Below are 24,984 nucleotides of genomic sequence, written 5' to 3'. Positions count from 1 at the left end.
CATTCTTGGTTCTTGGTGGGCGTATTACGAATTAGGTTGGGGCGGCTGGTGGTTCTGGGATCCGGTTGAAAATGCCAGCTTGTTGCCGTGGCTTACTTCGACCGCTTTACTGCACAGTCTAGGCGTTGCTAAGGGCAAACAACAGTTACTGAAATGGTCTCTCAGTCTCGCTTTCATTACGTTTTGTTTGAGTATCTTAGGCACCTTTATTGTTCGTTCTGGTGTACTCACATCGGTACACGCTTTTGCCGTCGACCCAACCAAAGGTATCGCATTGCTTCTTATACTAGTTCTGGTACTGGTGAGTTCATTTTCTCTGCTTATCGTCAGAGGAGAGTCTTTTGAATCTAATCCGATTACTAGCTTCGTCAGCAAAAGCTTTTTGAGCTTAGTTGCGGTGCTTATTTTTGTTCTGGCGACTGCTGTCGTGGTGTTCGGCACGTTTTATCCAATGGTCTTTGAGTTGCTTGGCCTAGGAAACATCTCGGTCGGTGCGCCTTACTTTAATCTATTGATTGCACCTTTGGCTTTGCTTGCGTTGGCTGTCGTCGGCCTTGCCCCGTTGCTGAGTATTAAGCCTCAAGCATCGAAAGGCGTTATTACGTTGATCGCTCTAGTATCTATTGGTCTCGGGTTCGCCTGTTACGCTTTGCAAGTAGAGAAGATCCAAGTGATGGCACTAATGACATGGTCACTCGCATTTTGGGTTTTACTCACTCATGTGTATGGCTTGGTGGTAACAAACAGTTCCAAGTTCCAACGCAAAGTCTGGGTGATGACCTTTGCCCATGTTGGGGTTGCGGTGTTAGCGGTCGGTGCTGCCATGAATAGCTACCACTCGTTTGAGCGCAGCTATAAGTTAAGCCCAGGCATAGAAGTCGAATTCATGGATTGGACGCTTTCTCATCGTGATACTGAGCTGTATGTCGCTTCAAACTTTACCGCAGAAAAAGCGATACTCAGCCTAGAGTCTGGCGAGCAGCGCTTTTCTATTTCGCCGGAAAGAAGACATTACCAAGTTCGAGTCATGAACATGAGTGAACCCGCAATGAAGTGGTTCTGGCATGGTGATGTTTATATCACCATGGGCGAGAAAGTCGATTCCACCGCTTACGCATTTCGTGTTCAGTATAAGGCGTATGCGCGCTGGATCTGGTTTGGTGGGCTGTTCTCCATTATCGGCGCTTTGCTCTCATTGACTCATCGCAAAAAGAAAACCGTTAAGGCGTCTCAATATGCATACCAGCGTTCGTAACAAGCTAATTAGTCTAATTGCCTTAGCATTGATTATGGTGCTGGGGTTTGTCTTTGCGCTTGATAATAAGCAGCAGTCGACCATTGTGTCTGAACAACAAAGGGCATTTCCAGAATTTACATCGAGTGCGTTAGTAAATAGTGAAGGCGTCAGTGGTCAGCAGAAAATTACGCTCGCTGATGTCACGCAGCACCCTTATCAACTGGTTAATGTGTGGGCTTCTTGGTGCGGGATATGTAAAACCGAACACGCCTTTTTGCTTCAACTTCACGATAAAGGCATTCCAATCGTCGGGCTTAATTATCGAGATAACTCCGGGGCTGCGATTAACGTGTTATCGAATGATGGCAACCCATACTCAACCGTGATCAGTGACCCGCAAGGCAAGTTAGCGTTAGAGTTGGGCGTAATCGGCACACCTGAAACGTATTTGGTTGATGCCAATGGCCAGATCATTAAAAAGCTATTGGGCGTGATTAATGAAACGGTATGGAAAGATGAACTTGCGATGTATTTTGATGGTGTGAATGGATGATGAAATCTCTAATACAAACGTTGTTTATGCTGTCAGCTCTTTTAGTGATTAGCCTTCCAACCATGGCTGAAGATCTGTTTACTGCCAGTAATAAAGAGACGAGTATTCAAGTTGAACTGTTTGAGTTTGAAAACCCAGAACAACAGCAACGCGCTATTAGCTTGGCGAAAACGTTACGCTGCCCACAATGTCAAAACCAAAATCTGATTGAATCCAACTCACCAATAGCAAAAGACTTACGTCTTGTTGTGTTCAATATGGTGAAAGCAGGGAAGAGTAATAATGAGATTACTCAATATATGACGGAAAGATTTGGTGAATTTGTACTTTATAAGCCGGCGATGAAGGTTTCAAATCTATTACTTTGGTTGCTACCGAGCCTATTATTTCTCTTATTTATATATTTATCAGTAAAAAGTGTTAGGAAGAGCTCATAAAAATTGTGTATTACTGTTTACCAATTGACCTGTATTTTGTAACATTAACCGATTATAAAGGCTAAGCACTGCTATATAAGGATGTATCTGTGGATAACGTAATCTCAAATTTAAAGAAAGAGTTCCATACTCGTGTCCAGTCAGATAAATGGGCAGAGAGATACAGTGCTAAGTCGAGCATTTCTACGCTTACGCAAGAAGAGCTAACTGAATTAGAGAATGCTTGGGTGCAACTTGTCATCTGGAAGCAAACTCAAGTAAGTTGAGCGTTCAGTAAAAATGCAGTTTTAGCCGCAACTGATTAATTTATAACCCCATGTTGGTCATCCCAATGTGGGGTTTTTTCTTACTTGAAAAATAATTGTTATATTATAACAATTTGTACGAGGTCGACCTTGAAAAAAATTGTTAACAGCCTCATAGTGTCTATCATTAGATAGTCCACTACAAAATATTGCCTAGACATATCATGTAGTGTTGTTAAATACATCGAATTTTCAAGTGAGTATAGCTATGGCGGAAGTACGTGCCAGAATAGATTTCAAAGTAGGGGTAACAAGCAGTATTGATGCTGAACTTCTGTCTTTTCATGGATTGAAAACAGATAAAGAGCATGTTGCTGTGATATTTAAATCAGCAGATAAAACACAAGACATACCTCTTGTTCGTATGCACTCTGAGTGTCTTACTGGTGATGTTTTCCATTCTTCTCGCTGTGACTGTGGTGAGCAGCTAGACGAAACCATTAGAATTATGGGTGAGACGGGTGGCGTGATCCTTTATCTTCGTCAAGAAGGTCGTGGTATTGGTTTGTACAACAAAATCGATGCGTACCGTCTGCAAAGCGAAGGCATGAACACTTATGAAGCCAACAACCACCTAGGTTTTGGCGATGACCTACGCGATTTTACTGAAGCTGCTGAAATGCTACGCGCTTTAGGTACCACAAAAATCCGCTTAGTCACCAACAACCCTAAGAAGATCAATGAGCTAAAATCCTTTGGTATTGAGATTGAAGAAGTGGTGAATACCTCTGCTCATATCAAATCGGGTAATGAAAGCTACCTAAAGGCGAAAGTCTCACACGGTAAGCATAACCTGGATATCTGATTAGCCTCCTTTGTTGCGCATAACACAAAAATGTTCAAAGACCTCACAAATGTGAGGTTTTTTTGTATTTATCTTGCAATAAAATTGTAAGTTTGTATTATTCCAATCCGTAGTGTAAATGATAATAGTTTGCACTATTACTACGAATAATAATTTAAAGCTCAACAAGGATGCTTCATGACCATTAAATCTTTAGTGACAAAAGCCGTAACTTCGTCACTCATTTTTGCCTCTGCTTCTTCTTTCGCAGCAGTAACTCAAGATCAAGTTGTAGAACATTACGCAGATATTGCGCATGCAGTGTTTGCAGATTCAGTAATTACAGCAAAGGCGTTGAACTCTTCTATTGATACCTTCTTAGCTTCTCCTTCTGCTGGCAACTTCGAACAAGTAAAACAAGCTTGGCTTGAGTCTCGCGTACCATACCAACAGTCAGAAGTATTCCGCTTCGGCAACGCTGTTGTTGATGATTGGGAAGGCCAACTAAACGCATGGCCACTAGATGAAGGCCTGATTGATTACGTTTCGACTGATTACCAATATGAACTTGGTAACGAAGGCGCTAGCGCAAACATCGTGGCTAATAAGACTTTCCAAATTGGTCAGACTACGGTTGATGCAACTAACATTACTCCAGAGCTAATCGCAGACTTGAACGAGATCGGCGGTTCTGAAGCGAACGTAGCGTCTGGCTACCACGCAATTGAATTCCTACTTTGGGGCCAAGATTTAAACGGTACAAACAGCGGTGCAGGTGAGCGTGCTTACACTGATTTCGTTGTTGGTGCTGAGTGTACTAACGGCAACTGTGACCGTCGTGGCGCATACCTAAAAGCATCAGCTGAGCTACTTATTCAAGACCTAGAGTGGATGGAAAAGCAGTGGGCTGAAGGCGAGAAAGGCAACTACCGTCAAGAGCTTCTTTCTGAATCTAGCGAGAATGGTCTTCGTAAAATGCTGTTCGGCATGGGTTCACTGTCTCTAGGTGAGCTAGCGGGTGAGCGTATGAAGGTTGCACTAGAAGCAAACTCTACTGAAGACGAGCACGATTGTTTCTCTGATAACACGCACAACTCTCACTACTACAACGAGCAAGGCATCTACAACGTTTACACGGGTCTATACAAGCGTGAAGACGGTACTCTGCTTTCAGGTCCAAGCCTGTTCGACCTAGTAGAGCAAAAAGATGAGCAAGCTGCGAAAGAGATTCAAAAGCAGTTTGACTTAGCGCGTGCACAAGTAGGCGAACTAGTAACGTCTGCAGAGAAAAACAACCAGCACTTCGATCAGCTAATCGCTGCTGACAACGCTGCGGGTAACGCACTAGTTAACAAAACAATTGTTGCGCTAGTATCTCAAACAGCTGCTATTGAGCGTGCTGCGGGTGTGATTGGCATTGATAGCCTAAACCCAGACACAGCGGATCACGAGTTCTAAGAACCCGAGCGAACACAAATATAAGGGCTCTCATAGGGCCCTTAATTGTTTGCTAATTAAGAAAGTCATTTCCACATAAAAACTAAAATCAAAAACACAGCAAGGCAATGTATGAAGTCGTATCTCTCAGCCTCACTATTAACCGCACTGTTTTTCTTATCTCCGCTACACGCCCATGAAACCTACTCTGGTGGCAAAACGACCGTGAAGAAAGAGGGAGCGAACGCTTTTTCTCTTCCTGCTGCCAATTTACCCATGAGTAAACGCTTAGATTTCAGCGTAGGTAACAGCTTTTTTAGAAACCCTTGGGTACCCGCGCCTTCATCAACCGATGCTCGTGATGGACTTGGCCCACTGTTCAACACCAACGGCTGTCAAAATTGCCACATCAAAGATGGCCGTGGTCACGCGCCAGAAAAAGGCGATGAGAATGCGGTTTCAATGCTGGTTCGCTTAAGCATTCCAGCAGAAACGCCAGAGCAGAGACAAGCCTTCATTCGTGATGGCGGTATTCCAGAACCGACCTACGGTGGCCAGCTACAAGATTTTGCGCTTCAAGGTGTAAAACCAGAGGGCAAAGTGAATATTAGCTACACGGATGTTCCTGTTGAGTTCAAAGACGGCACTGTCGTTACTCTGCGTAAACCCATTTTAAAGATTACTGAACTTGCTTTCGGTGAAATGCACCCTAAAACAGAATTCTCAGCTCGAGTCGCGCCGCCAATGGTTGGCCTTGGTCTGCTTGAAAGTATCCCACAAGAAACGATTCTAGGATTTGCAGAGCAGCAATTGGCTGACAAGCAAGGCGTGTCGGGTAAAGCTAACTATGTTCTTGATGTTCAAACCAATGAAATGGTACTAGGTCGTTTTGGTTGGAAAGCTGGGCAGCCAAACTTAATGCAGCAAAACGCGGCGGCATTTAACGGCGACTTAGGCCTGACAAGCAATTTATTCCCGAATGAAAACTGCACATCAGCGCAATCAACCTGTGATGATTTCCCAAATGGTGGCGAGCCAGAAGTTAGCGACAACATCTTAGATTTTGTTGAGTTCTATTCGCAGCATCTCGCGGTACCTATTCGTCGTAATGTCGAGAACCCAGCGGTTGTTCAAGGTAAAAAGCTGTTTAAAGAGATTGGTTGTCAAAGCTGTCACCAAGCTGAAATTCGCACAGCAGAACGTGAGGGTCTGCCTGCTCTTTCGAAACAGTTGATTAGCCCATACACCGATATGCTTTTGCATGATATGGGTGAAGGTTTAGCCGACAATCGCCCAGAATATCTTGCTAATGGTCAAGAGTGGCGTACCACACCACTTTGGGGATTAGGCTATACCAAAGAAGTGAACGGTCATACGTTCTTACTTCATGACGGTCGCGCAAGAAACGTTATGGAAGCGGTACTTTGGCATGGTGGCGAAGCAGAAATGGCAAAACAAAAAGTATTAGCTTTGAGTAGCAGTGAACGCGAAGCACTACTAGCGTTTTTGGACTCATTATAGGCTGTCTTGAATTCAGTTAAGCCAACGGCTTAGTTACTTAAGAAAGCCGCTAACAAAAGACTGACTACCGCTGAACTTGTAGCAATACGAGGTCAGCGGTCGTTTCATATTTATTGAACTCATATAATTAAAAGAAAAACTAGGAAGTAAGGTAACAGCATGGCACATAAATTTTTGTTAATGCCTTTATCGGTATTAGTCATAGCAGGCTGTCAATCATCGGGTGAGCAAGCCGCTTCATCTGAGGTTAACGGTGTCTCTTATCAAGCAGACACGACGAATCATATTAGTCGCAGTGTTTATCAGCAGGAGTTTAATTCTGCCGTCCTATTCGCCAAGCAAGCCAACGAGCTGGAAGTCTTGATGCAAGGGTACTGCCAAACTAATGATGTTGAGTTAGATGCTTTGAAAAATCAGTGGCAGCTCACCATGAACAGTTGGATGGCACTGCAAGGACAAGAAAGAGGCCCAACAGCGGCATTAGAAGAGAGCTGGAATGTTCAATTCTGGCCAGACAAAAAGAACACTACCGGCCTAAAAATGCGCCAGCTGACTCAGCAAGATAAAGCTTGGTCTCAAGATGAAATTGCTCAGCAGAGTGTGACTGTTCAAGGGTTAGGTGCGTTGGAGTGGTCTCTGTACGACGAGCAATCTCCACTACTGCAAGATAAAGCGTCTGGCTGTCTATCTTCACAAGCTATCGCACAAAACTTGGCGATGAAATCGGCCTCTATTGCTGAGGCTTGGCAGGTTAACCCTTGGTTAGCGTTAGACGAGATGCGTTGGGAATCTGAATACATCGCTTTACTAACTAACCAACTTGATTACAGCATGAAAAAGCTGAGTCGCCCAATGGCTAAAATTGGTCACCCACGCCCTTATTTCTCTGAATCTTGGCGAGCTCAAACCTCAATGACTCAGTTGAAAGCGAACGTAGCCGCGCTAGAGAAGTTGTACTTAGCTGATGGTAATGGTCTTGATGGTTTATTGAGAGACAAGGACTTAAATGACCTTGCCGATCGTGTAGCAGCCCAGTTCGCTCTAACGTTAGATACTTGGCCTACAGATTCTAGCTTGTTTACTCTACTACAGAGCAAAGAAGGCTACCGAGATGTGCTGACTCAATACAACAAACTAGAACGTTTGAAGTACCTGATTCATGAAGAAGTAGCGATAGAGCTTGGCGTGGTAATAGGATTTAATGCTACCGATGGTGACTGATACTACACGAAGAACGTTACTCAAGGCCGTACTGGGTTGCGCAGCTGTTCCGGTTCTTCCATTTGGGTGTGCAAGTCAAAAGGATGGCATGAGCACATCTAATGATCCCCAGTTGATTGGTTGTGCTCTTAATGGTCGTGGTCAATATTCAGCGGTTGTGGCTGACGAATTTGGTATGCCACTGAGCCAACTTCCGATCCCCGATCGTGGTCATGGCGTAGCAATTTGCCCAACATCATCACATGCGGTGGTTTTTGCTCGTCGTCCTGGTGACTATTTTATGGTGTTTGACTATAAAAGTGGTCAGCAGATCAAAATGGTCGTCAAAGGTAACAACCGCCACTTCTATGGTCATGGCGTTTACTCATTGGATGGTAAGTTACTGTATGCCACCGAAGGGAAAACGGACAGCAGCCAAGGCGTAATTGGCGTGTACGATGTCGCGCAAGGCTATCGTAAGGTTGAGGAGTTCACTGGTTTCGGTATCGGCCCACATGAAGTGATCATCATGCCTGATGGTAATCTCGCGATTGGCGTTGGTGGCGTTCATACTGATGGCAGAACACCGAAAAATTTGGACTCCATGCAACCGAGTTTGAGTTATGTTTCTCCTGAAGGTGTGTTGCTTGATCAGGTTGAATTGCTAGACAAGAAGCTGAGTATTCGACACTTAGCCCATGATGGTGCTGAAACCGTGCTTTGTGGTCAGCAATATCGTGGTGAGCCAGACGAGTATCCTTCGCTTTTGGCGATGCATACCAAAGGCGGGCAGTTTGAATCACTGAACGCTGAGCCTGAGCAATGGGCAAGATTTAATCACTATATCGCAAGCATTGCGGCGTCAGATGATTGGATTATCGCGACCTCGCCAAGAGGGAGTTGCTACGGTATTTGGTCTAAAGAGAGCAAAGAATTAGTCGAGCTTTCTGCGCTGTCAGATGCCTCTGGTGCCGTGTTACTTGATGGAGAGTTTCGACTCAGCTCTGGGGCGGGTAGTGTGGTCAGCCAACGCAAGCCTTATGAGAAATCAACTCAGCAATCATCGGTCCAGTGGGATAACCATTGGAGTTCTATCTGATTTATAAAGCCGCTTAAAAATAACATGCTTACTCCTATATCTTTGCCATACTTATGGGATGATTGATGATGGAGTTAAGCATGTTCGCGAAATACTTCTGTGGAATACTAGTTTTAGTCTCTGTGCATGCATGGAGCTATACGAGTTCTGACGAGAGCCGCTTCATTCCGGCTGATTCAGAACTCTCTTTCATGCTTATATATCCAGAGCTGACACAGAGTATCTATCAAGACACTTCTCTGCCTATCCTTTGGGATTCTCCTGAGCTGGTTAAAGCGTTTGAGTTCCAATTGTCGCTTCTTGAACAAGCGCAAATGGCACCGCTTTTTGAACGACAACTCAAGCAAATCCGCCAGTATCAATCTCGTCGTCAATGGCAAGAGTTAGACATCTTACTCACTGATACCTTTATCTATTATCTTAGCTACGTTGAAAACGCGCCGCTTGCCGGTAAAGAGTGGTACTTCTCGGGTAAGTTGCATTCTAAATTGCCTCAACCTTCGCCACATATTTTGATGAGACTGAAAAGCAGCGTTGCTAATGATTACTTATTAGAGATGGTGTTGTCTTACGCGCCGCCTGTTGGGGACTTTGACCAATTCAAGGCGACCTATTCCGTGTTGGAAACCGCGTCTGAACTCAATATTGAACGATACAGACAGAAAGGATTGAAACGCTTGGGAGACTCGCTCTCGGACAAAGCGACTTTGGTTGAGCGTATTGCATTGGTCGGCGTTGATACCTCGATGATCGCGGTCGACTTCCCTGAGTTCGATCGAGATCTGCAAAAGGCGATTAAATCTTTCCAACGCATGCACGGCCTTACGGATGATGGGATCATCGGGCCAGACACGATCAAGTGGATCAATATGGGTTTTGATGATCGGTTGAGCTCTTTGGCTCTGAATGCAGAACGCGTTCGTTTATGGCCAAGAGACAGAGACTCTCTTATCGTGGTCAACGTGCCTAGCTTTGATATGAAGTATTGGGAAGATGGCGAAGAGGTGTTTGAGTCGAAAGTCGTGGTAGGCAGAAAATCACGAAAAACGCCGCTTTTAGAGATAAACCTAGATTCGGTCATTCTAAACCCGACTTGGAATGTGCCATGGAAAATCATGGTCAAAGACATCTTGCCTAAGGTCAAAGCTGATGAAAGTTACCTTGAAACGAACAACTTCCAAGTGATTGACGGTTGGCGTTCAATGGAAACGGTCGACACCACAGAGATCGATTGGCAGACCATCAACTTCAATTCTTTCCCATATCGAATGCGTCAGCAGGCAGGTTCACGTAATGCATTAGGCTTGTACAAGTTCAACACTCCCAATAAGCGCGCGATCTATCTACACGATACACCAAGTAAAGGTCTGTTTAATGACGACTTCCGAGCTTATAGCTCAGGTTGTATACGTGTTGAACATGCAGAAGAACTGGCTGAGTTGTTGTTTGCCACCAAGGTAAGGAAGGTTCCGAACCAAAATAGCGACCTTGCGCCGAACACCAAGGTTCGTCTCAAGAAGCGAATTCCAGTGCACATCATCTATCAAACCGTGTTGTTTGAAGAAGGAGGTATACAATACCGCGGCGATATCTACCAATATGATAAAGAGGGCGGTTGATTAAAATACGACCAATAAAGGTGATCTTGACCGAAAAATGACAAGTAAGCTTCTATTGATAAAATTATAATGAGTATCAATAACTAACCGTGTAAAGGTTACAAATACTAACGTTTTGCACGGTTTTTGTACGTTGACGCAGCAAATTTCATTATGTATCGTGCATTTTTCGTTCGATTTAATTGGTTTTTTTGCTGTATGTCTCAAAGTTTATTTTCACGCCGTCAGTTTCTGACTTACGCTGGTGGTACTGCTGTAGTCGCCTCTCTTACTCCTTCTATCGCTTTCGCTTCATACCCGGATCAACCAAGAACGATTAGTATGAATAATCTTCACACTGGTGAACGATTAGAGACTTGTTATTTCGATGGCACTAACTATGTTGGTGACGAGATGGCACGTCTTAGCAAACTATGCCGCGATTTCCGTCGCAATGAAATCCACCCAATGGATAAGAATCTGTTTGATCAGATCACTCAGATTCAAAACGTGTTGGGTATTCAAAAAGAAGTTCAGGTGATCTCTGGTTATCGTTCTCCGGCGACTAATGAAGCCCTTCGTTCTAAGTCGAGTGGTGTCGCTAAGAAGAGTTACCACATGCTAGGTAAAGCGATCGATTTCCGTATCGATGGTGTTGACCTTAAAGAGTTGAGAGACGTAGCGAAAAGCTTGAACGCGGGTGGTGTCGGTTATTATGCGCGTAGCAACTTTATCCATATCGATACTGGTCCAGTCCGCAGCTGGTAGAGCTAAGCTGAGTTATTGAGTGATACGGTAGGCACTTGTCAAAGTAGACATCCAATGTCATAGTTTGCCCAAATTTCAGTTTGTTCTAATAACTCGGTTTATTGCTGCTCAGTTTGTTGCTGTTTAGTTTGTTATTGCAGGGTTTGTTACCAATAACATAGCGATATTCGAGTTGTTCACCAGATTCGCTCTTTAAGGTTTGTATATGTCTCTTAAGTATCAAGTTGTACCTGTTACCTCTTTCTCTCAGAACTGCTCGATTGTGTGGTGTGATGAAACCATGGAAGGCATCGTTGTCGATCCTGGCGGTGATGTTCAACAACTCGCGGCTATCATTGAAGAACTCGGTGTTAAGGTTGTGAACTTGGTACTGACGCACGGTCACTTAGATCATGTTGGCGGTACGGTACCACTTGCTGAGATCTTGAAGGTGAATATTGTTGGCCCACATAAGGCTGATAACTTCTGGCTACAAGGTCTAGAGAATCAAAGTCAGATGTTTGGTTTCCCTCTGTGTAAAGCTTTTGAACCAAACACTTGGTTAGAAGAAGGCGACAAAGTCACTTTTGGTAATCAAGTGATCGATGTGATTCACACGCCGGGCCACACTCCAGGTCACGTTGTACTGTTCAGTGAGCAAGCTCGTCTAGCATTTGTGGGTGATGTATTGTTTAACGGCGCAATTGGCCGTACTGACTTCCCACAAGGTGATTTCAATACGCTTATCTCTTCAATCAAGACTAAGCTTTGGCCGCTAGGCAGTGACGTAACATTCGTTCCGGGTCATGGCCCTGAATCGACATTCGGTCGCGAGCGTGCATCAAACCCGTTCGTCGCAGATGAAATGCCTCTTTACTAATTAAATTTTTGATTTTCCAACCGACTATTTGTGTCGATTGATTGAAAATGAAGCTTAGCTTTTGTCCTGAAAGCTAAGCTTTTTTATTGTGTGTGAACTTACTGGTAAACCTTAATCAGAAAGACGTTCAGCGGCAGCCAAGTAGCGTCGAGCCAGCCCCACAAACTCTTCTCCACTCATATTCAAATCATGGGTTGATATGAAAATGTCATAACCGTGGAAGCCCCTTTGATACTTCATTCTGTTGGCAAGCATCGCCTGTAATCCAGAATAGTCTTTAATCACCGCGTTTTGACTGTTTGTCTCACTCGGTGAATCAATGTTGTTTTGTGATTGGTTATCGTTGAAATTAACGTCGTCGATATTCTGTGACTCTTTATATTGGGTTAGTTCGACACAGCCACTTTCAGTACAACGCGCATGGTAATGTGATGAGTCGAGAACCATATCTTCAAAGTTGGACTCTTTGCCTGCTTGTTTGGCTCCTAAGTACAAAAGTGCTCGTTGGCTGAGTAATAATTCACACGTGATTTTAGGACAAATTGAATCTAGGTAGGGCGAGTAGTCCTTTACCTTAATTCCGACCCAGGGCAGAGGCTGATGCCAACCATCTTGTTCATAAGTGCAAAGACCAATTTTTTGGATGTTACTCCATTTTAAAACCCAACCCCCTTTGTAAAAGTGCTGCTGAAAATGAGTCGGGGTAAGTGTGAACATCACTCGGCTGCGCAGCATCAAATAGTAGCCGGTTCCCAGAAGCGCAATACTACAAAAAGCACCCACGATCAGTAACTTTGGATTGTCACTGTAAAGCGCAACGATCAAGCAAATGAAGCCTAAAATAACCGCGAGGATACGGTACGAGCGAGTGAATGAAGGCAAAGAGAAATTAGTAAGGTGACGAGTGTCCATAGGCAACACCAAGTTTTCATATTTTTGTCTGGATGGATAACCAGTGTATATGACCCTGAATTGATAAGTCGATGTTTAAATAATAGACGCTAGTAGACAATATCGGTATTTTTCGTCGACTTTCGACGCTTCACTCTACAAATAGCTCCTGTTTTTTGGTATAAATCGCGCTTCAAATTTTCACCACTGCGAAAAGAGCAGTGAACTGGAGAAATATTCAATGAGACTTGCTCATAAGCGTAAGGTGCAGGCTAAACTGCAGAAACGCACTAAAGCGGCTGTAGTTAAAGCAGTGGCAACGCCGAAAAAAGCGAAGCCTGTCGCAGAGAAAGTTGTAGCAGAGAAAACTGTAGCAGCAAAACCAGCGGTAGAGAAAGCAGTAGCAGCAACTAAAGAAGTTGCAGTAGCACTGACTCCTAAGCAACAACAAGTTCTAGACATCGTTGTTAGCAATGCTGAAGGCATTAACCCTAAAGGTATCGGCCTAGAAGCTGGTCAAGAAGACGCGAAAGCAGCTTCATGGGCAACAGGCGCATTGAAAAAACTTCTTGAAGAAAACCTAGTAGCGAAAGAGCAGCTAGCAGGTAACAAGGTTATCTACAAAGCTATCTAATCCTGTGGGATTACATTCGCTTCGTTAAGTTTTTAAGCCTCGATTTTCGAGGCTTTTTTGTATCTGGCACATTATGCCAAGCCCAAGCCCAAATCTAAATCCAAGCCTAAACCTAGGCTCTATAATCTCAATTCCAATTCGATATACGGCTTAACTGATTACTGTTGTCTCGTGTCAGAGCTTCGAATCAGCAAGCACTAAAGTAGGGCGTTAGCTAGGTAGAGTAAGAGAGCAAAGCCTTGATTGTTTTCCCTAAAATACAGCAATGAATAGAGCTTCATCACGAAATGGTAATCAATTGTTAAGAGTATTTAATTATTAATACTTAGGTATTCATCAATAAGTATTTCTCTGATGAATGGCCTCAATCCTTTAAAATCGACTTTACCTAATCATCTCCTACGTAGTTCTACGTAATCCTTTGGTCTAATACGCAGTTTGTGTGCGCCCGTCGTGCGTGCTCTCCCTGATATCTTGTTGCCTCATCTCGGTGCACTCTTATGTTGAATCATAAAAAATGCTCATAGAAAGAGTGTTAACCCAACAAAGGACGTGAACATGAGTCTCATTTCTAACTCCCTCACACGAGTTTTTAAAAACGTTGCAGTAACTGCTGCGGCTTGTTTAGCTTTGGTCGCTACTGGTGCTACAGCCGCTGATAAGGTTTACCGTTTAAAACTTGCGGAAACTTGGGGGCCAAACTTCCCAGTTTTCGGTGATGCAACCAAAAACATGGCGGCGATGGCTGAGAAGATGTCGAATGGTCGACTGCAAATCAGAATCGATTCAGCAAACAAACACAAAGCACCTCTTGGCGTTTTTGACATGGTTAAGTCTGGTCAATACGACATGGGTCACTCAGGCTCTTACTACTGGAAAGGTAAAGTTCCAAACACTCTTTACTTCACTTCTATGCCTTTCGGTATGACGCCAGCAGAACAATACGCGTGGTTCTATCACGGTGGTGGTATGGAGTTGATGGAGCAGGTTTACTCTCCACATAACTTGATGTCTTTCCCGGGCGGTAACACGGATATTCAGATGGGTGGTTGGTTTCAAAAAGAGATCAACAGCGTTGAAGATCTACAAGGTCTGAAAATGCGAATCCCAGGCTTTGCGGGTGAGATTCTTGCAGAGCTAGGCGCTAAGCCGACAAACATTGCCCCAGGTGAGCTTTACACCTCTTTGGAGCGTCGCACAATCGATGCACTGGAGTGGGTAGGCCCATCACTTGATCTACGTATGGGTTTCCACAAAATCGCGCCTTACTACTACACAGGTTGGCATGAGCCGGGTTCAGAGCTTCAATTCCTAGTGAATAAGCGTACATGGAACAAGCTTCCTGAAGACCTACAAGAGATCTTGCGTGTTGCCATGCGTACAGCGGCTTATGACATGTACACACAAGCTACGCACGAAAGTGGTAAGAACTGGGTTTCAATGAAAACAGAATACCCAGATGTACAAGTTAAAGATTTCCCACCAGAGGTAATGTCGGCACTGAAAGAAGCGAACGATCGTCTTCTTGCTGAGCACGCTGAGAAAGATGAGTTGGCGAAAGAGATACAAGCTTCACAAGCAAGCTACCTAGAGCAAGTACGGTCATGGACGGATATTTCACACAGAGCTTATCTAAATAGCCAAGCGAAATAATCGACAGTTGTTGAACTGAAGCTAAGTGAACCCAAAGCAAACGTACTGTTACATAGCTTAAGTCTAAGGGCTTAAGTACCTAAACAGATAAGCGGCGGGTTCATTTTCAACATAATAACTAAGCAGGATAAATCCTGTAACAAGATCCCAAGAACCCTTTCTACGTCGTGCCTATTGCTAGCTATAAACTGAATTGTCTTTAGTTGGGTTAGCTGTACTGCGCGATGTCTTTCAAATTCCATGGAGTCGGGAATGCGAAGTCTAATTTATATTGAACGCGTGTTTAATCGTATCGGTGATGCACTGGGATGGCTTTCCAGTATGTTGTTTATTCTACTTATCGCCAACGTTGTGTATGACGTTGTCATGAGATATGCCTTCAACGATGTCTCTATCGCTTTCCAAGAAATGGAATGGCATCTTTTTTCAGCCGTTTTCCTATTAGGTGTTCCTTATGCCATAAAGGCTGGTGGTCATGTGCGAGTGGATGTGTTCTACGAGCAACTGAGCTTCAAGGCGCAAGCGATTATTGACCTGCTCGGCACACTTATCTTTCTGATGCCTTTCTGTTTGCTGGTTGCTTGGTTTGGTATTGATGTGGCCAAAGAGAGCTATAACCTCGGCGAAACCTCAGGTGACCCGGGTGGCTTGCCATATCGCTGGATCATCAAAGCCATGATCCCGCTGTCATTCTTCTTAATGGCACTCAGTGGCGTGGGTTTGATCCTGCACTCACTCAACAAGATTTTTAATCCGCACCTTATCCATGCAAACAATACTCATACAAAGAATTAGTAGAGGCTGAACATGATTGGAATAGTAATGTTTTTTGTAGCCTTGTTTGCACTGTTACTTGGCTTCCCAGTGGCGTTTACCTTTGGTGGTATCGCCTTAATCTTTGGTGTTTGGGCTGAAGGCATCGAAATGTTTGCCTTTATGCCATATCGAATTCAATCGATCATGGAAAATACGGTGTTAATGGCCGTTCCATTGTTTGTCTTCATGGGGCTTGTTCTGCAAAAGACTAAGCTTGCTGAACAGCTACTTGAGTCTATGGGGCGACTGTTTGGTGGCGTTCGTGGTGGTATCGCGATTTCAACCGTATTAGTAGGTTCACTGCTTGCGGCTTCAACCGGTGTAGTAGGGGCTTCGGTAGTGGCGATGGGGCTTATCTCGTTACCAGTAATGCTCAAGTACAATTACGACAAAGGCTTAGCCTGCGGCACTATTTGTGCGTCTGGTACGCTAGGGCAGATCATTCCACCCTCCATCGTATTGATTCTATTGGGTGACGTTCTAGGTGTTCCAGTAGGCGACTTGTTCCAAGCGGCGATTTGGCCGGGCGTGATGCTGGTCGGCGCGTACATCGTTTATATCTTGATATACGCGAAGCTACACCCTGAAGCGGCTCAACCGATTGAACGTGATGACTCCATCAGCCGTAAGCAAGAAGTGTTTAATGCACTGAAAGCGATTCTTCCGCCTTTAGCGCTCATCATTGTTGTACTGGGCTCTATCTTCGCAGGTGTTGCTACGCCAACAGAGTCAGCGGCATTAGGGGGCGCGGGTGCGATGATTCTTGCACTGCTTTACGGTCAGTTTAGTTGGTCGATGGTGTACGACGCGTCGAAAGAGACGGTGAAAGTAACCGCGATGGTATTTGCTATTTTGTTGGGTGCAACGGCATTCTCAATGGCGTTTACCTACACTGGTGGTGATTATCTGGTTGAAGAGTGGATGCTACAACTGCCAGGTGAGAAATGGGGCTTCTTGATCATTACCATGTTGGTGATTCTGATTCTGGGTTTCTTCATCGACTTCGTAGAGATCTGTTTCATCATCGTGCCGATCATTGCGCCAGTTGCTGAACTGATGGGCATCAATATGACTTGGTTCGCTATCCTTATCGCGATGAACCTGCAAACCTCATTCTTAACGCCGCCATTTGGTTTTAGTCTGTTCTATCTAAAAGGCGTAGCACCAAAAGGTGTGACAACTAAGGACATCTACCGAGGCGTGATGCCGTTCATTCTGATTCAAATCCTCGTACTTGGATCACTTCTCGCTTTCCCATCTTTCTATGGAATGTGAGTGAAGCCTAGAATGTGAATGATATGTTTCAACGGTTATCTATAAATTGCTAAAGTAAAACGGCTTATTGATGTTCAGTAAGCCGTTTTTTGTGAGGGAAAGGAATGCCTCTAAAAGCCAAGCTGATTTTGCTGACGCTGCTCCCGTTGCTGCTCGTAACGGCGAGTATTAGTTGGATCTCGCTGCACCAGACTAAAACGTTAGGTGCTAAAGAAGTCGAGATCTTTAGAGATAGCCTAATCAAGTCGCGTGAAAACGCCCTCAAAGATACGGTTGACCTCGCGTTCGACGCCATAGAACACATTTATAACGACCCAAATATCCAAGAAGCTCAAGCCAAAAACAAAGTTCGAACCATATTGTCTAAACTTAGATATGGCTCGGATGGGTATTTCTTTGCCTACGATCGCCACGGAACCAATTTGGTTCATCCAATTCAGCCAGAATTGATAGGCCAAAACCTACTCCAACTGCAAGATGAAGATGGCGACTTTCTGATAGAAGCTCTGTTAAGAGAAGCGCAAACCGGAGGCGGGTTTCACCAGTATTTGTGGCAAAAACCGTCGACGGGTGAGGTGGTCTCTAAGTTGAGCTACGCCGCTTGGTTAGAGCGTTGGGACTGGATGATTGGCACCGGCTTGTATATTGAAGACGTGCACCAAGAAGTGGCCTCGATGCAGGCCGCGATTAACAACAATATTGAAACCACGTTCTTTTCGATTGTGGTGATTCTGAGTGTGACGGTCGCTGTCATCATCGTGCTGACCTTGGCCATTAACATGCATGAACATCGGATTGCGGATAACAACCTAAAGGAACTGGCGCACAAAACGGTGATGTTCCAAGAAGACGAGAAGAAGCATCTAGCGCGTGAGTTGCATGATGGTATTAACCAATTATTAGTGTCGAGTCGTTGCCACTTAGAACTGCTCGGTAATAAGCTACAAAATGAAGACCTTAAAGCACATTTGAATAAGTCGCAGCATTCACTGATGCGAGCGATCGAGGAAGTGAGGCACATCTCACATCAACTTCGTCCAAGTTCATTGGATGACATAGGCTTAGAAGCGGCGCTATCTTCGCTGTTATTAGATTTTCAGGCGCATTCGGGTATTGAAGTGGAAACCTTGTTTAGCACTCAACAGGGCAAGCTGAAATCTGAGGCTGCGACAACTTTGTATCGAGTGGTACAAGAGTCGCTGAATAATATCGAGAAACACGCGCAAGCGACCAAAGTAACGGTTATCGCGCAGCAAATTGGTAATGTGCTGCAGCTACTGATTCAAGATAACGGTGTCGGTTTCAACACCTATAAAGCGATGGAAAAACGAGGGATCGGGCTGCGTAACATGAGAGAGCGAGTGGAGTTCATCGGTGGTGACTTTGAATTGATGAGTGAGATTGGCCTCGGAACGGAAATTACAGTGTTACTGACACTAGAGGGATTAATGAATGAGTGAAGTTATTCGAGTTGTGATTGCTGATGATCACCAAGTGGTACTGGATGGCTTTATGGCGAGATTGGAACTCGAGCCAGATATTAGCGTGATAGGTACCGCCAGTAATGGGCTAGAAGCGGTAGAGGTGGTTAAGTCTCTGCGCCCTGATGTGGTGTTGATGGATATCAGCATGCCTATCATGAATGGCATTGATGCCACCCATCTGATCAAAGAAGAAGACCCAGAAGCCAAGGTACTGATGCTGACCATGCATAACAACCGTGAATACATCATGAAGGTGATGCAGTCGGGGGCTGTCGGCTACATGTTGAAAGAGATTTCGGCTGAAAAAATGGTGCAGGCAATCAAAACGGTCAATCAAGGTTCGACCTATTTCTGTGAAAAAGTCACGCAGAATTTGTTTACTCAGCCGATTACTCCTACGCCATCGGTCAAGAATCCATTGAGTAGACGTGAAGAGGCTGTGCTGAAATTAGTCGCAAAAGGGGAGAGCAGTAAAGAGGTCGCGAAGGCGCTGAATATCAGCTATCGAACGGTAGAAACCCATAGGCAAAATATTAAGCATAAGCTCGATATTCACTCTACGGCAGAGCTTGCAAAATATGCGGTCAGCTCCGGGCTTGTGGACTGATCTTACGCTAAATTACGTTAAATGTGTAATTTAATTACTAAATGTGTAATTTACGCCTCCTTTATGGAGGTTTTTTTAGTATTTTTGCGACAGGTTGATATTCTTCTTTTCTAAATTTAAGCGCCGAATGCAATGTTGCAAACTGTGCGCTGCAAATTAGAGAGGAAGCATGGAGCCTGTAAAAGATAGGTATAGTATTGAAAATACCGATTATACAGTAGGACAAGATAACGTTCAGAAATGGGGTTTTGATGTTCATAACCCAGTATTTGGAATCAGTGCAGGGGCGATCATTATCTTCCTGTTGGCACTTCTAGTCGCAGACCCTGAAACCGCAAAAGCGGCGCTTGATGGAATCAAATGGAAAGTCATTGGTAACTTCGATGGTTTCTTCATGTGGGCAGCAAACATCTTCGTAATTTTCTGTTTTGCCCTCATTGTCTCCCCGTATGGCAAGATACGTATTGGTGGCAATGATGCCAAAGCAGAGCACTCTAACCTATCTTGGATGTCGATGTTATTCGCCGCGGGAATGGGTATTGGTTTAATGTTCTGGGGTGTGGCTGAGCCAGTGGCTTACTTCACTGGCTGGTATGAAACGCCATTAGGTGTTGAAGCTTACTCTCCTGAAGCGGCTAAGTTGGCGCTTGGTGCAACCATCTACAATTGGGGTCTTCACGGTTGGGCGATTTACGCTGTTGTTGCTCTAGCGCTAGCCTTCTTCACCTTCAATAAAGGTTTACCTCTATCAATCCGCTCTATTTTCTACCCTATCTTGGGTGATAGAACTTGGGGTTGGTTTGGCCATATCGTTGATATCGTCGCTGTACTTGCAACACTATTTGGCCTTGCAACTTCATTGGGCTTAGGTGCGCAACAAGCAACAAGTGGTATTAACCATGTATTTGGTACCGATGGCGGTATTGGCATGCAGCTGGTTGTTATCGCTGTGGTCACTTTCTTAGCAACAATGTCAGTGGTTCGCGGCATTAACGGTGGCGTAAAGCTTCTGAGTAATGTGAACATGCTGGTTGCTTTGGGCTTGCTTATCTTCGTAACCATCGCTGGTGGTATGGCGGGTATTAAAGCTATCCCAACCGCGCTAATGGGCTACATTGAAAACTTCATTCCTTTAAGTAATCCTCATGGTCGTGATGATGAAACGTGGATGCAAGGTTGGACAGTATTCTACTGGGCATGGTGGATGTCTTGGTCTCCATTCGTAGGCATGTTCATCGCTCGTATCTCTAAAGGTCGTACGATTCGTGAATTCATCGTTGCTGTATTGTTCATCCCAACGACAGTAATCATCATCTGGATGGCTATTTTCGGTGGCATCGCGATTGATCAAGTGGCGAACAAGGTGGGCGAGATTGGTGTGAATGGTCTGCAAGATATTACACTTTCTCTTTTCCATACTTACGATGCACTACCAATGAGCTCTGTGCTTTCAGTGGTATCGATTGGTTTGATTATGGTGTTCTTTATCACCTCTTCTGATTCAGGCTCATTGGTTATCGATAGCATTACCTCTGGCGGTAAAGTGGATGCACCGGTTCCACAACGTGTATTTTGGGCGTTGATGGGCGGCGCGATTGCAGCGGTTCTACTATGGGTTGGTGGTACGGAATCAATTCAAGCACTGCAAGCTGGAACGGTATCAATGGCGCTACCATTTGCCTTCATATTATTGCTTATGTGCCTAAGCTTATTGCTAGGTTTACGAACTGAAAATCAATTGGTTAAGCACCAAAATGCTTTGAGTTAAAAGTATTTTTGATAAAAAGGTCGACAGGGTCGACCTTTTTTTCGTCATAAACTTGAGTAATTACGTGAATATTGTTTGAAATTCCATCGAACCGATTCTGGTTTACTGAAAACAACAAGTTAACCTGCTAAACTTCAGACATCCAAGTATTTGAATTATTGTGACAACAGCTTGTACTACTTGGATCGTAGGTTCGAGTTTGTGATTAAGTCGCAGGTAAGTAAGGAATACGAGGTCAATAGACCCTAATAGTATTCCGTAGAGAGGGATAATGACTAAAGGTATAGATAAATATAGTATCGACAGTACGGATTACACTGTCGGTCAAGATAACGTCCAAAAATGGGGTTTTGATGTTCATAACCCAGTATTTGGTATCAGTGCGGGACTTATCGCTTTGTTCCTGATCGGTGTTCTTATTACAGATACCGCTTCAGCAAAGGCTGCACTAGATGGCGTTAAAGGCCAGATTATCAATTCGTTTGATTGGCTTTTCATCTGGTCGGGTAATATTTTCGTAATTTTCTGCTTAGGTTTGATTGTTTCTCCGTACGGCAAAATCCGCCTTGGTGGTGTTGATGCGACGGCAGATTACTCATTCTTCTCTTGGCTATCGATGCTGTTTGCCGCAGGTATGGGTATCGGCTTGATGTTCTGGAGTGTGGCTGAGCCAGCGGCTTACTTCACGGGTTGGTTTGAAACTCCGTTAGGCGTTGAACCAAATACACCAGAAGCTGCAAAACTGGCATTGGGTGCAACCATGTATCACTGGGGTCTACACCCTTGGGCGATTTATGGCGTAGTAGCACTGTCACTTGCGTTTTTCTCTTACAACAAGGGATTGCCTCTTTCTATCCGTTCTATCTTTTACCCAATTTTAGGTGATAGAGCTTGGGGCTGGGCAGGTCACATTGTTGATATTCTTGCTGTACTTGCAACGCTATTTGGTCTGGCGACATCGTTAGGTCTTGGTGCACAACAAGCGGCAAGTGGTATTCAGCATGTATTCGGTATTGAAGCGGGCTTAGGTCTGCAAGTTATTGTGATTACAGCGGTGACTTTATTGGCGGTAGTATCAGTACTTCGTGGTATTGATGGTGGCGTTAAAGTTATCAGTAACATCAACATGTTGGTTGCTTTCCTACTGCTTATCTTAGTGGCTCTAATCGGCTATGCGGTGACTCTAGGCTCTATCCCAACAACATTGATGGCGTACATTGAAAACATCATTCCGTTGAGTAACCCTCACGGTCGTGAAGATGAAACGTGGATGCACGGTTGGACTGTATTCTACTGGGCTTGGTGGATCTCATGGTCTCCATTCGTAGGTATGTTTATCGCACGTGTTTCTAAAGGTCGTACCGTTCGTGAGTTCATCACAGCAGTACTGATTGTACCGACTACAGTAACTATCATCTGGATGTCAGTATTCGGCGGCATGGCGATTGACCAAATCGTGAACAACGTTGGTATTCTTGGTCAAGACGGCCTAACAGATGTATCACTAGCAATGTTCCAAATGTTTGATGCACTGCCGTTCGGTACGCTGCTTTCAATCATTGCGGTTGTATTGGTTCTAGTATTCTTCATTACATCGTCTGACTCAGGCTCTCTAGTAATCGACAGCATCACCGCGGGTGGTAAAGTTGATACGCCTGTGCCTCAACGTGTGTTCTGGGCGTTCCTTGAAGGTGCTATTGCTGTGGCTCTATTGTGGGTTGGTGGTACTGAAGCAGTACAAGCTCTACAAGCGGGTGCAATCTCGACGGCATTGCCATTCACCATCATTCTATTACTGATGTGTGTGAGCTTGCTAATGGGTATGCGTACAGAAAAACGCTAGGCTTTTTAAGCTGAAATCTACTGCAATTTATACGCAGTAGAACGGTAAATAATATGAGGGCAGAAGAGGAAACTCTTCTGCCTTTTTTGTTTCTTCTTTACCGTGTTTTCTTGTCTCTTTTTAACATGTGAAGTGCGATAAAAATTCTAATAACCGTAGAGATAATGCCGCCTTAAATTTGGCGACAAGCCAAGGAATTGACATTAGGTAAGCTTATGGTTTGCTTAAAATTATATTCCGATATTAAATTATAAAATCGCTCGAATTTAATACTGATTTTGGGTAGTATGCGCGAGATTTCCCACCACTCGTGAAACTTTGACATGAAACTAACACTAAAGCAGAAGTTGATAGGTGCTAGCCTATCTGCTGTTGTCGTTATGGCTACAGCGTTGACTTGGTTGTCAGCAAACCAATTATTTGAACAGACTCGTAATGGCGTATACCTACGAGCTGAAAGCGTATCTGAAGCAGCATCTGAAGGGATTAAAAACTGGATTGATATCCGCACGGATATCGCATCAGCATTTAATGACTTTTCACGAGAGGATGATGTTGTTCCTTTCCTTAAGCAAGCTCGTGTAGCGGGTGGCTTTGACGATATCTTTTTAGGTACTCCAGAAGGTGGAATGTACCGTTCACACCCTGAACGTAATCGTGCAGATTACGATCCTCGTCAACGTCCTTGGTACCAAGAAGCAAACGCTGCAGGTAAGCAAATCATTACTACGGCTTACCAAGATGCAATCACCAAAGCACTGCTAGTAACGATCGCAGAGCCTGTTCGCCACAATGGCCAACTTGTTGGTGTTGTTGGTGCAGACGTACTTATCGACCAATTAGTTAACGATGTAATCAGCCTTGATGTTGGTGACAACGCTTACGCAATGCTAATTGATGCCTCTGACGGCACATTCCTAGCACACCCAGATTCAGCACTAAGCTTGAAGCCGGTAAGCCAGCTTTCAAACGATATTTCTATGCCTATCATCGAAAACGCAGTGCGTACGGGTAGCATCGAGATCATCAAAGAGCGCGGCGCTGACAAGCTGCTTTACTTCACGAAGGTGCCTAACACTAACTGGATCTTCGCGGTTCAGATGGACAAAGCAACAGAAGAAGCGAACCACTCAACGCTACTTACTCAGCTGATCATCACTGCTGTCGTTATTACGCTCATCGTAATCGTACTTGTGTCTTGGCTAGTGAGCTTCCTATTCCGCGACCTAAACCGCGTTTCAGCGGCACTTGAAGAAATTGCTTCAGGTGAGGGCGATCTTACTCAACGCCTTGAGCCTAAGAGCGACGACGAAATTGGTCAGCTTGCTGCAAACTTCAACCGTTTTGTGGGCAACATGCAGACTATGGTGATCAAGCTAAGCGAAGTATCTGCTGCGCTAGGCAACCAAGCACGTCAAACGGCTTCTCAAGCTGAAGAACGTAGTGCTCGTATCCAAATGCAACAAGACGAGATCAACATGGTAGCAACAGCCGTTAACGAAATGGCTGCAGCAACACAAGAGATCGCAGGTAACGCAGACCACACTGCACAGAACTCATCTGAAGCGGTTGGCGCGTGTGAGCACGGTACTGGTCAAGTAACACAGACTCAAAGTTCTATCCAAAACCTTGCTCAAGAAGTTCAAATCGCAACCAACGTGATTCTAGAGCTTGAAGAGCACGGCAACAGCATCAACGCTATCTTGTCTAACATTCAAGGTATTGCAGAACAAACGAACCTACTTGCACTTAATGCCGCTATTGAAGCTGCACGTGCCGGTGAGCAAGGTCGTGGTTTCGCAGTAGTAGCGGATGAAGTTCGAGTTCTGAGCCAACGTACACACGGTTCAACGCAAGAAATTCAACAAACGATTGAATTGCTACAAGGTACAACAGGCAAAGCGGTTAACATCATGAATGATAGCCGTACACTTGCTGAAACCAGTGTTGATGACGCGAACTCAGCGGCTGCAAGCCTAACGCAAATCCATGCTGCTGTTGAACGCATCAGCGACATGGCAACACAGATTGCTTCTGCTGCAGAAGAGCAAGCGTCAGTCACGTCTGAGATTACTCGTAACACTGAAGGAATCCGTGACGTGTCTAACGAGCTAGCTGACGAAGCACACCAAGCTGCAGAGCAAGCCGCTCAACTTTCTGAACTGTCTCACGAACTAGAAAGCGAAATCAGCCGCTTCAAGCTGTAAGTGCTAAC

The 24,984-nt window shown here is 44.6% G+C and carries 22 protein-coding genes; 21 read left to right on the top strand and 1 reads right to left on the bottom strand.

Going from position 1 to position 24,984, the window contains the following annotated elements:
* The 12 genes from AB4484_RS18725 to AB4484_RS18670 all read left to right on the top strand — a co-directional run.
* Positions 1–1,255 (top strand): cytochrome c-type biogenesis CcmF C-terminal domain-containing protein (locus AB4484_RS18725; RefSeq protein WP_372079749.1); only part of this gene is annotated, 1,255 nt, incomplete at its 5' end.
* Complete coding sequence (locus AB4484_RS18720) at positions 1,236–1,790, top strand: DsbE family thiol:disulfide interchange protein (protein ID WP_372079747.1); 555 nt, start codon at positions 1,236–1,238, stop codon at positions 1,788–1,790. The genes AB4484_RS18725 and AB4484_RS18720, both read left to right, overlap by 20 nt.
* Positions 1,787–2,227 carry a heme lyase NrfEFG subunit NrfF gene (nrfF, locus tag AB4484_RS18715; RefSeq protein ID WP_372079745.1) on the top strand — a complete coding sequence of 147 codons (441 nt, stop codon included), beginning with the start codon at positions 1,787–1,789 and terminating at the stop codon, positions 2,225–2,227. The genes AB4484_RS18720 and nrfF overlap by 4 nt, the downstream gene beginning before the upstream one ends.
* A gap of 89 nt (positions 2,228–2,316) precedes the next feature.
* Entirely contained in the window at positions 2,317–2,493 is a 177-nt protein-coding gene (locus AB4484_RS18710) for a hypothetical protein (RefSeq protein ID WP_017632056.1), read from the top strand.
* Between the two features lie 247 nt (positions 2,494–2,740).
* Complete coding sequence (gene ribA, locus AB4484_RS18705) at positions 2,741–3,337, top strand: GTP cyclohydrolase II (RefSeq protein ID WP_009848836.1); 597 nt, start codon at positions 2,741–2,743, stop codon at positions 3,335–3,337.
* A gap of 177 nt (positions 3,338–3,514) precedes the next feature.
* Positions 3,515–4,774: an imelysin family protein gene (locus AB4484_RS18700; RefSeq protein ID WP_017063566.1), complete on the top strand. Its 1,260-nt coding sequence runs from the start codon at positions 3,515–3,517 to the stop codon at positions 4,772–4,774.
* Positions 4,775–4,885: 111 nt separating this feature from the next.
* Positions 4,886–6,274 carry a di-heme oxidoredictase family protein gene (locus AB4484_RS18695; RefSeq protein WP_372079743.1) on the top strand — a complete coding sequence of 463 codons (1,389 nt, stop codon included), beginning with the start codon at positions 4,886–4,888 and terminating at the stop codon, positions 6,272–6,274.
* Between the two features lie 159 nt (positions 6,275–6,433).
* A complete protein-coding gene (locus tag AB4484_RS18690; protein ID WP_172379697.1) occupies positions 6,434–7,495 on the top strand; it encodes an imelysin family protein in 1,062 nt (353 codons plus the stop codon).
* On the top strand, positions 7,485–8,573 hold the full coding sequence (locus AB4484_RS18685) for a DUF1513 domain-containing protein (RefSeq protein ID WP_048607182.1): 1,089 nt from the start codon (positions 7,485–7,487) through the stop codon (positions 8,571–8,573). The genes AB4484_RS18690 and AB4484_RS18685 overlap by 11 nt, the downstream gene beginning before the upstream one ends.
* Positions 8,574–8,653: 80 nt before the next feature.
* Positions 8,654–10,192, top strand: a complete 1,539-nt coding sequence (locus tag AB4484_RS18680; protein ID WP_372079741.1) for a murein L,D-transpeptidase — start codon at positions 8,654–8,656, stop codon at positions 10,190–10,192.
* Between the two features lie 198 nt (positions 10,193–10,390).
* Complete coding sequence (locus AB4484_RS18675) at positions 10,391–10,939, top strand: YcbK family protein (protein WP_048613171.1); 549 nt, start codon at positions 10,391–10,393, stop codon at positions 10,937–10,939.
* A 205-nt stretch (positions 10,940–11,144) separates the two neighbouring features.
* Positions 11,145–11,798 carry an MBL fold metallo-hydrolase gene (locus tag AB4484_RS18670; RefSeq protein ID WP_050643845.1) on the top strand — a complete coding sequence of 218 codons (654 nt, stop codon included), beginning with the start codon at positions 11,145–11,147 and terminating at the stop codon, positions 11,796–11,798.
* A gap of 111 nt (positions 11,799–11,909) precedes the next feature.
* On the opposite strand, the gene AB4484_RS18665 is transcribed toward AB4484_RS18670, so the two are convergent.
* A complete protein-coding gene (locus AB4484_RS18665) occupies positions 11,910–12,710 on the bottom strand; it encodes a DUF2982 domain-containing protein (RefSeq protein ID WP_372079739.1) in 801 nt (266 codons plus the stop codon).
* 220 nt (positions 12,711–12,930) lie between these two features.
* Here AB4484_RS18665 and AB4484_RS18660 point away from each other — a divergent pair, with 220 nt between their 5' ends.
* The 9 genes from AB4484_RS18660 (at position 12,931) to AB4484_RS18620 (ending at position 24,976) form a co-directional block, all read left to right on the top strand.
* A complete protein-coding gene (locus tag AB4484_RS18660; protein WP_017060956.1) occupies positions 12,931–13,323 on the top strand; it encodes a hypothetical protein in 393 nt (130 codons plus the stop codon).
* A gap of 558 nt (positions 13,324–13,881) precedes the next feature.
* On the top strand, positions 13,882–14,976 hold the full coding sequence (locus AB4484_RS18655; protein ID WP_048607172.1) for a TRAP transporter substrate-binding protein: 1,095 nt from the start codon (positions 13,882–13,884) through the stop codon (positions 14,974–14,976).
* Between the two features lie 252 nt (positions 14,977–15,228).
* Positions 15,229–15,771 carry a TRAP transporter small permease subunit gene (locus AB4484_RS18650; RefSeq protein ID WP_050635125.1) on the top strand — a complete coding sequence of 181 codons (543 nt, stop codon included), beginning with the start codon at positions 15,229–15,231 and terminating at the stop codon, positions 15,769–15,771.
* A gap of 12 nt (positions 15,772–15,783) precedes the next feature.
* Positions 15,784–17,067, top strand: coding sequence for a TRAP transporter large permease subunit (locus AB4484_RS18645; protein ID WP_019821215.1), 1,284 nt, complete (start codon positions 15,784–15,786; stop codon positions 17,065–17,067).
* Between the two features lie 104 nt (positions 17,068–17,171).
* Positions 17,172–18,527: a cache domain-containing protein gene (locus AB4484_RS18640; RefSeq protein WP_048613616.1), complete on the top strand. Its 1,356-nt coding sequence runs from the start codon at positions 17,172–17,174 to the stop codon at positions 18,525–18,527.
* A complete protein-coding gene (locus AB4484_RS18635; protein ID WP_017060961.1) occupies positions 18,520–19,158 on the top strand; it encodes a response regulator transcription factor in 639 nt (212 codons plus the stop codon). The genes AB4484_RS18640 and AB4484_RS18635 overlap by 8 nt, the downstream gene beginning before the upstream one ends.
* A gap of 169 nt (positions 19,159–19,327) precedes the next feature.
* Positions 19,328–20,926, top strand: a complete 1,599-nt coding sequence (locus AB4484_RS18630; protein ID WP_048613179.1) for a BCCT family transporter — start codon at positions 19,328–19,330, stop codon at positions 20,924–20,926.
* 271 nt (positions 20,927–21,197) lie between these two features.
* Positions 21,198–22,769: a BCCT family transporter gene (locus AB4484_RS18625; protein ID WP_017060963.1), complete on the top strand. Its 1,572-nt coding sequence runs from the start codon at positions 21,198–21,200 to the stop codon at positions 22,767–22,769.
* A gap of 323 nt (positions 22,770–23,092) precedes the next feature.
* Positions 23,093–24,976, top strand: a complete 1,884-nt coding sequence (locus tag AB4484_RS18620; protein ID WP_372079736.1) for a methyl-accepting chemotaxis protein — start codon at positions 23,093–23,095, stop codon at positions 24,974–24,976.
* The last annotated feature ends 8 nt before the right edge of the window (positions 24,977–24,984 follow it).

Origin of the sequence: Vibrio sp. 10N.261.46.A3 (genome assembly GCF_041472995.1) — a bacterium.
In the GTDB taxonomy this organism is placed as follows: Bacteria; Pseudomonadota; Gammaproteobacteria; order Enterobacterales; family Vibrionaceae; genus Vibrio; species Vibrio coralliirubri.
Note: the sequence above shows the minus strand (reverse complement) of the source record. Positions and strands in the feature narration are given on the sequence as shown.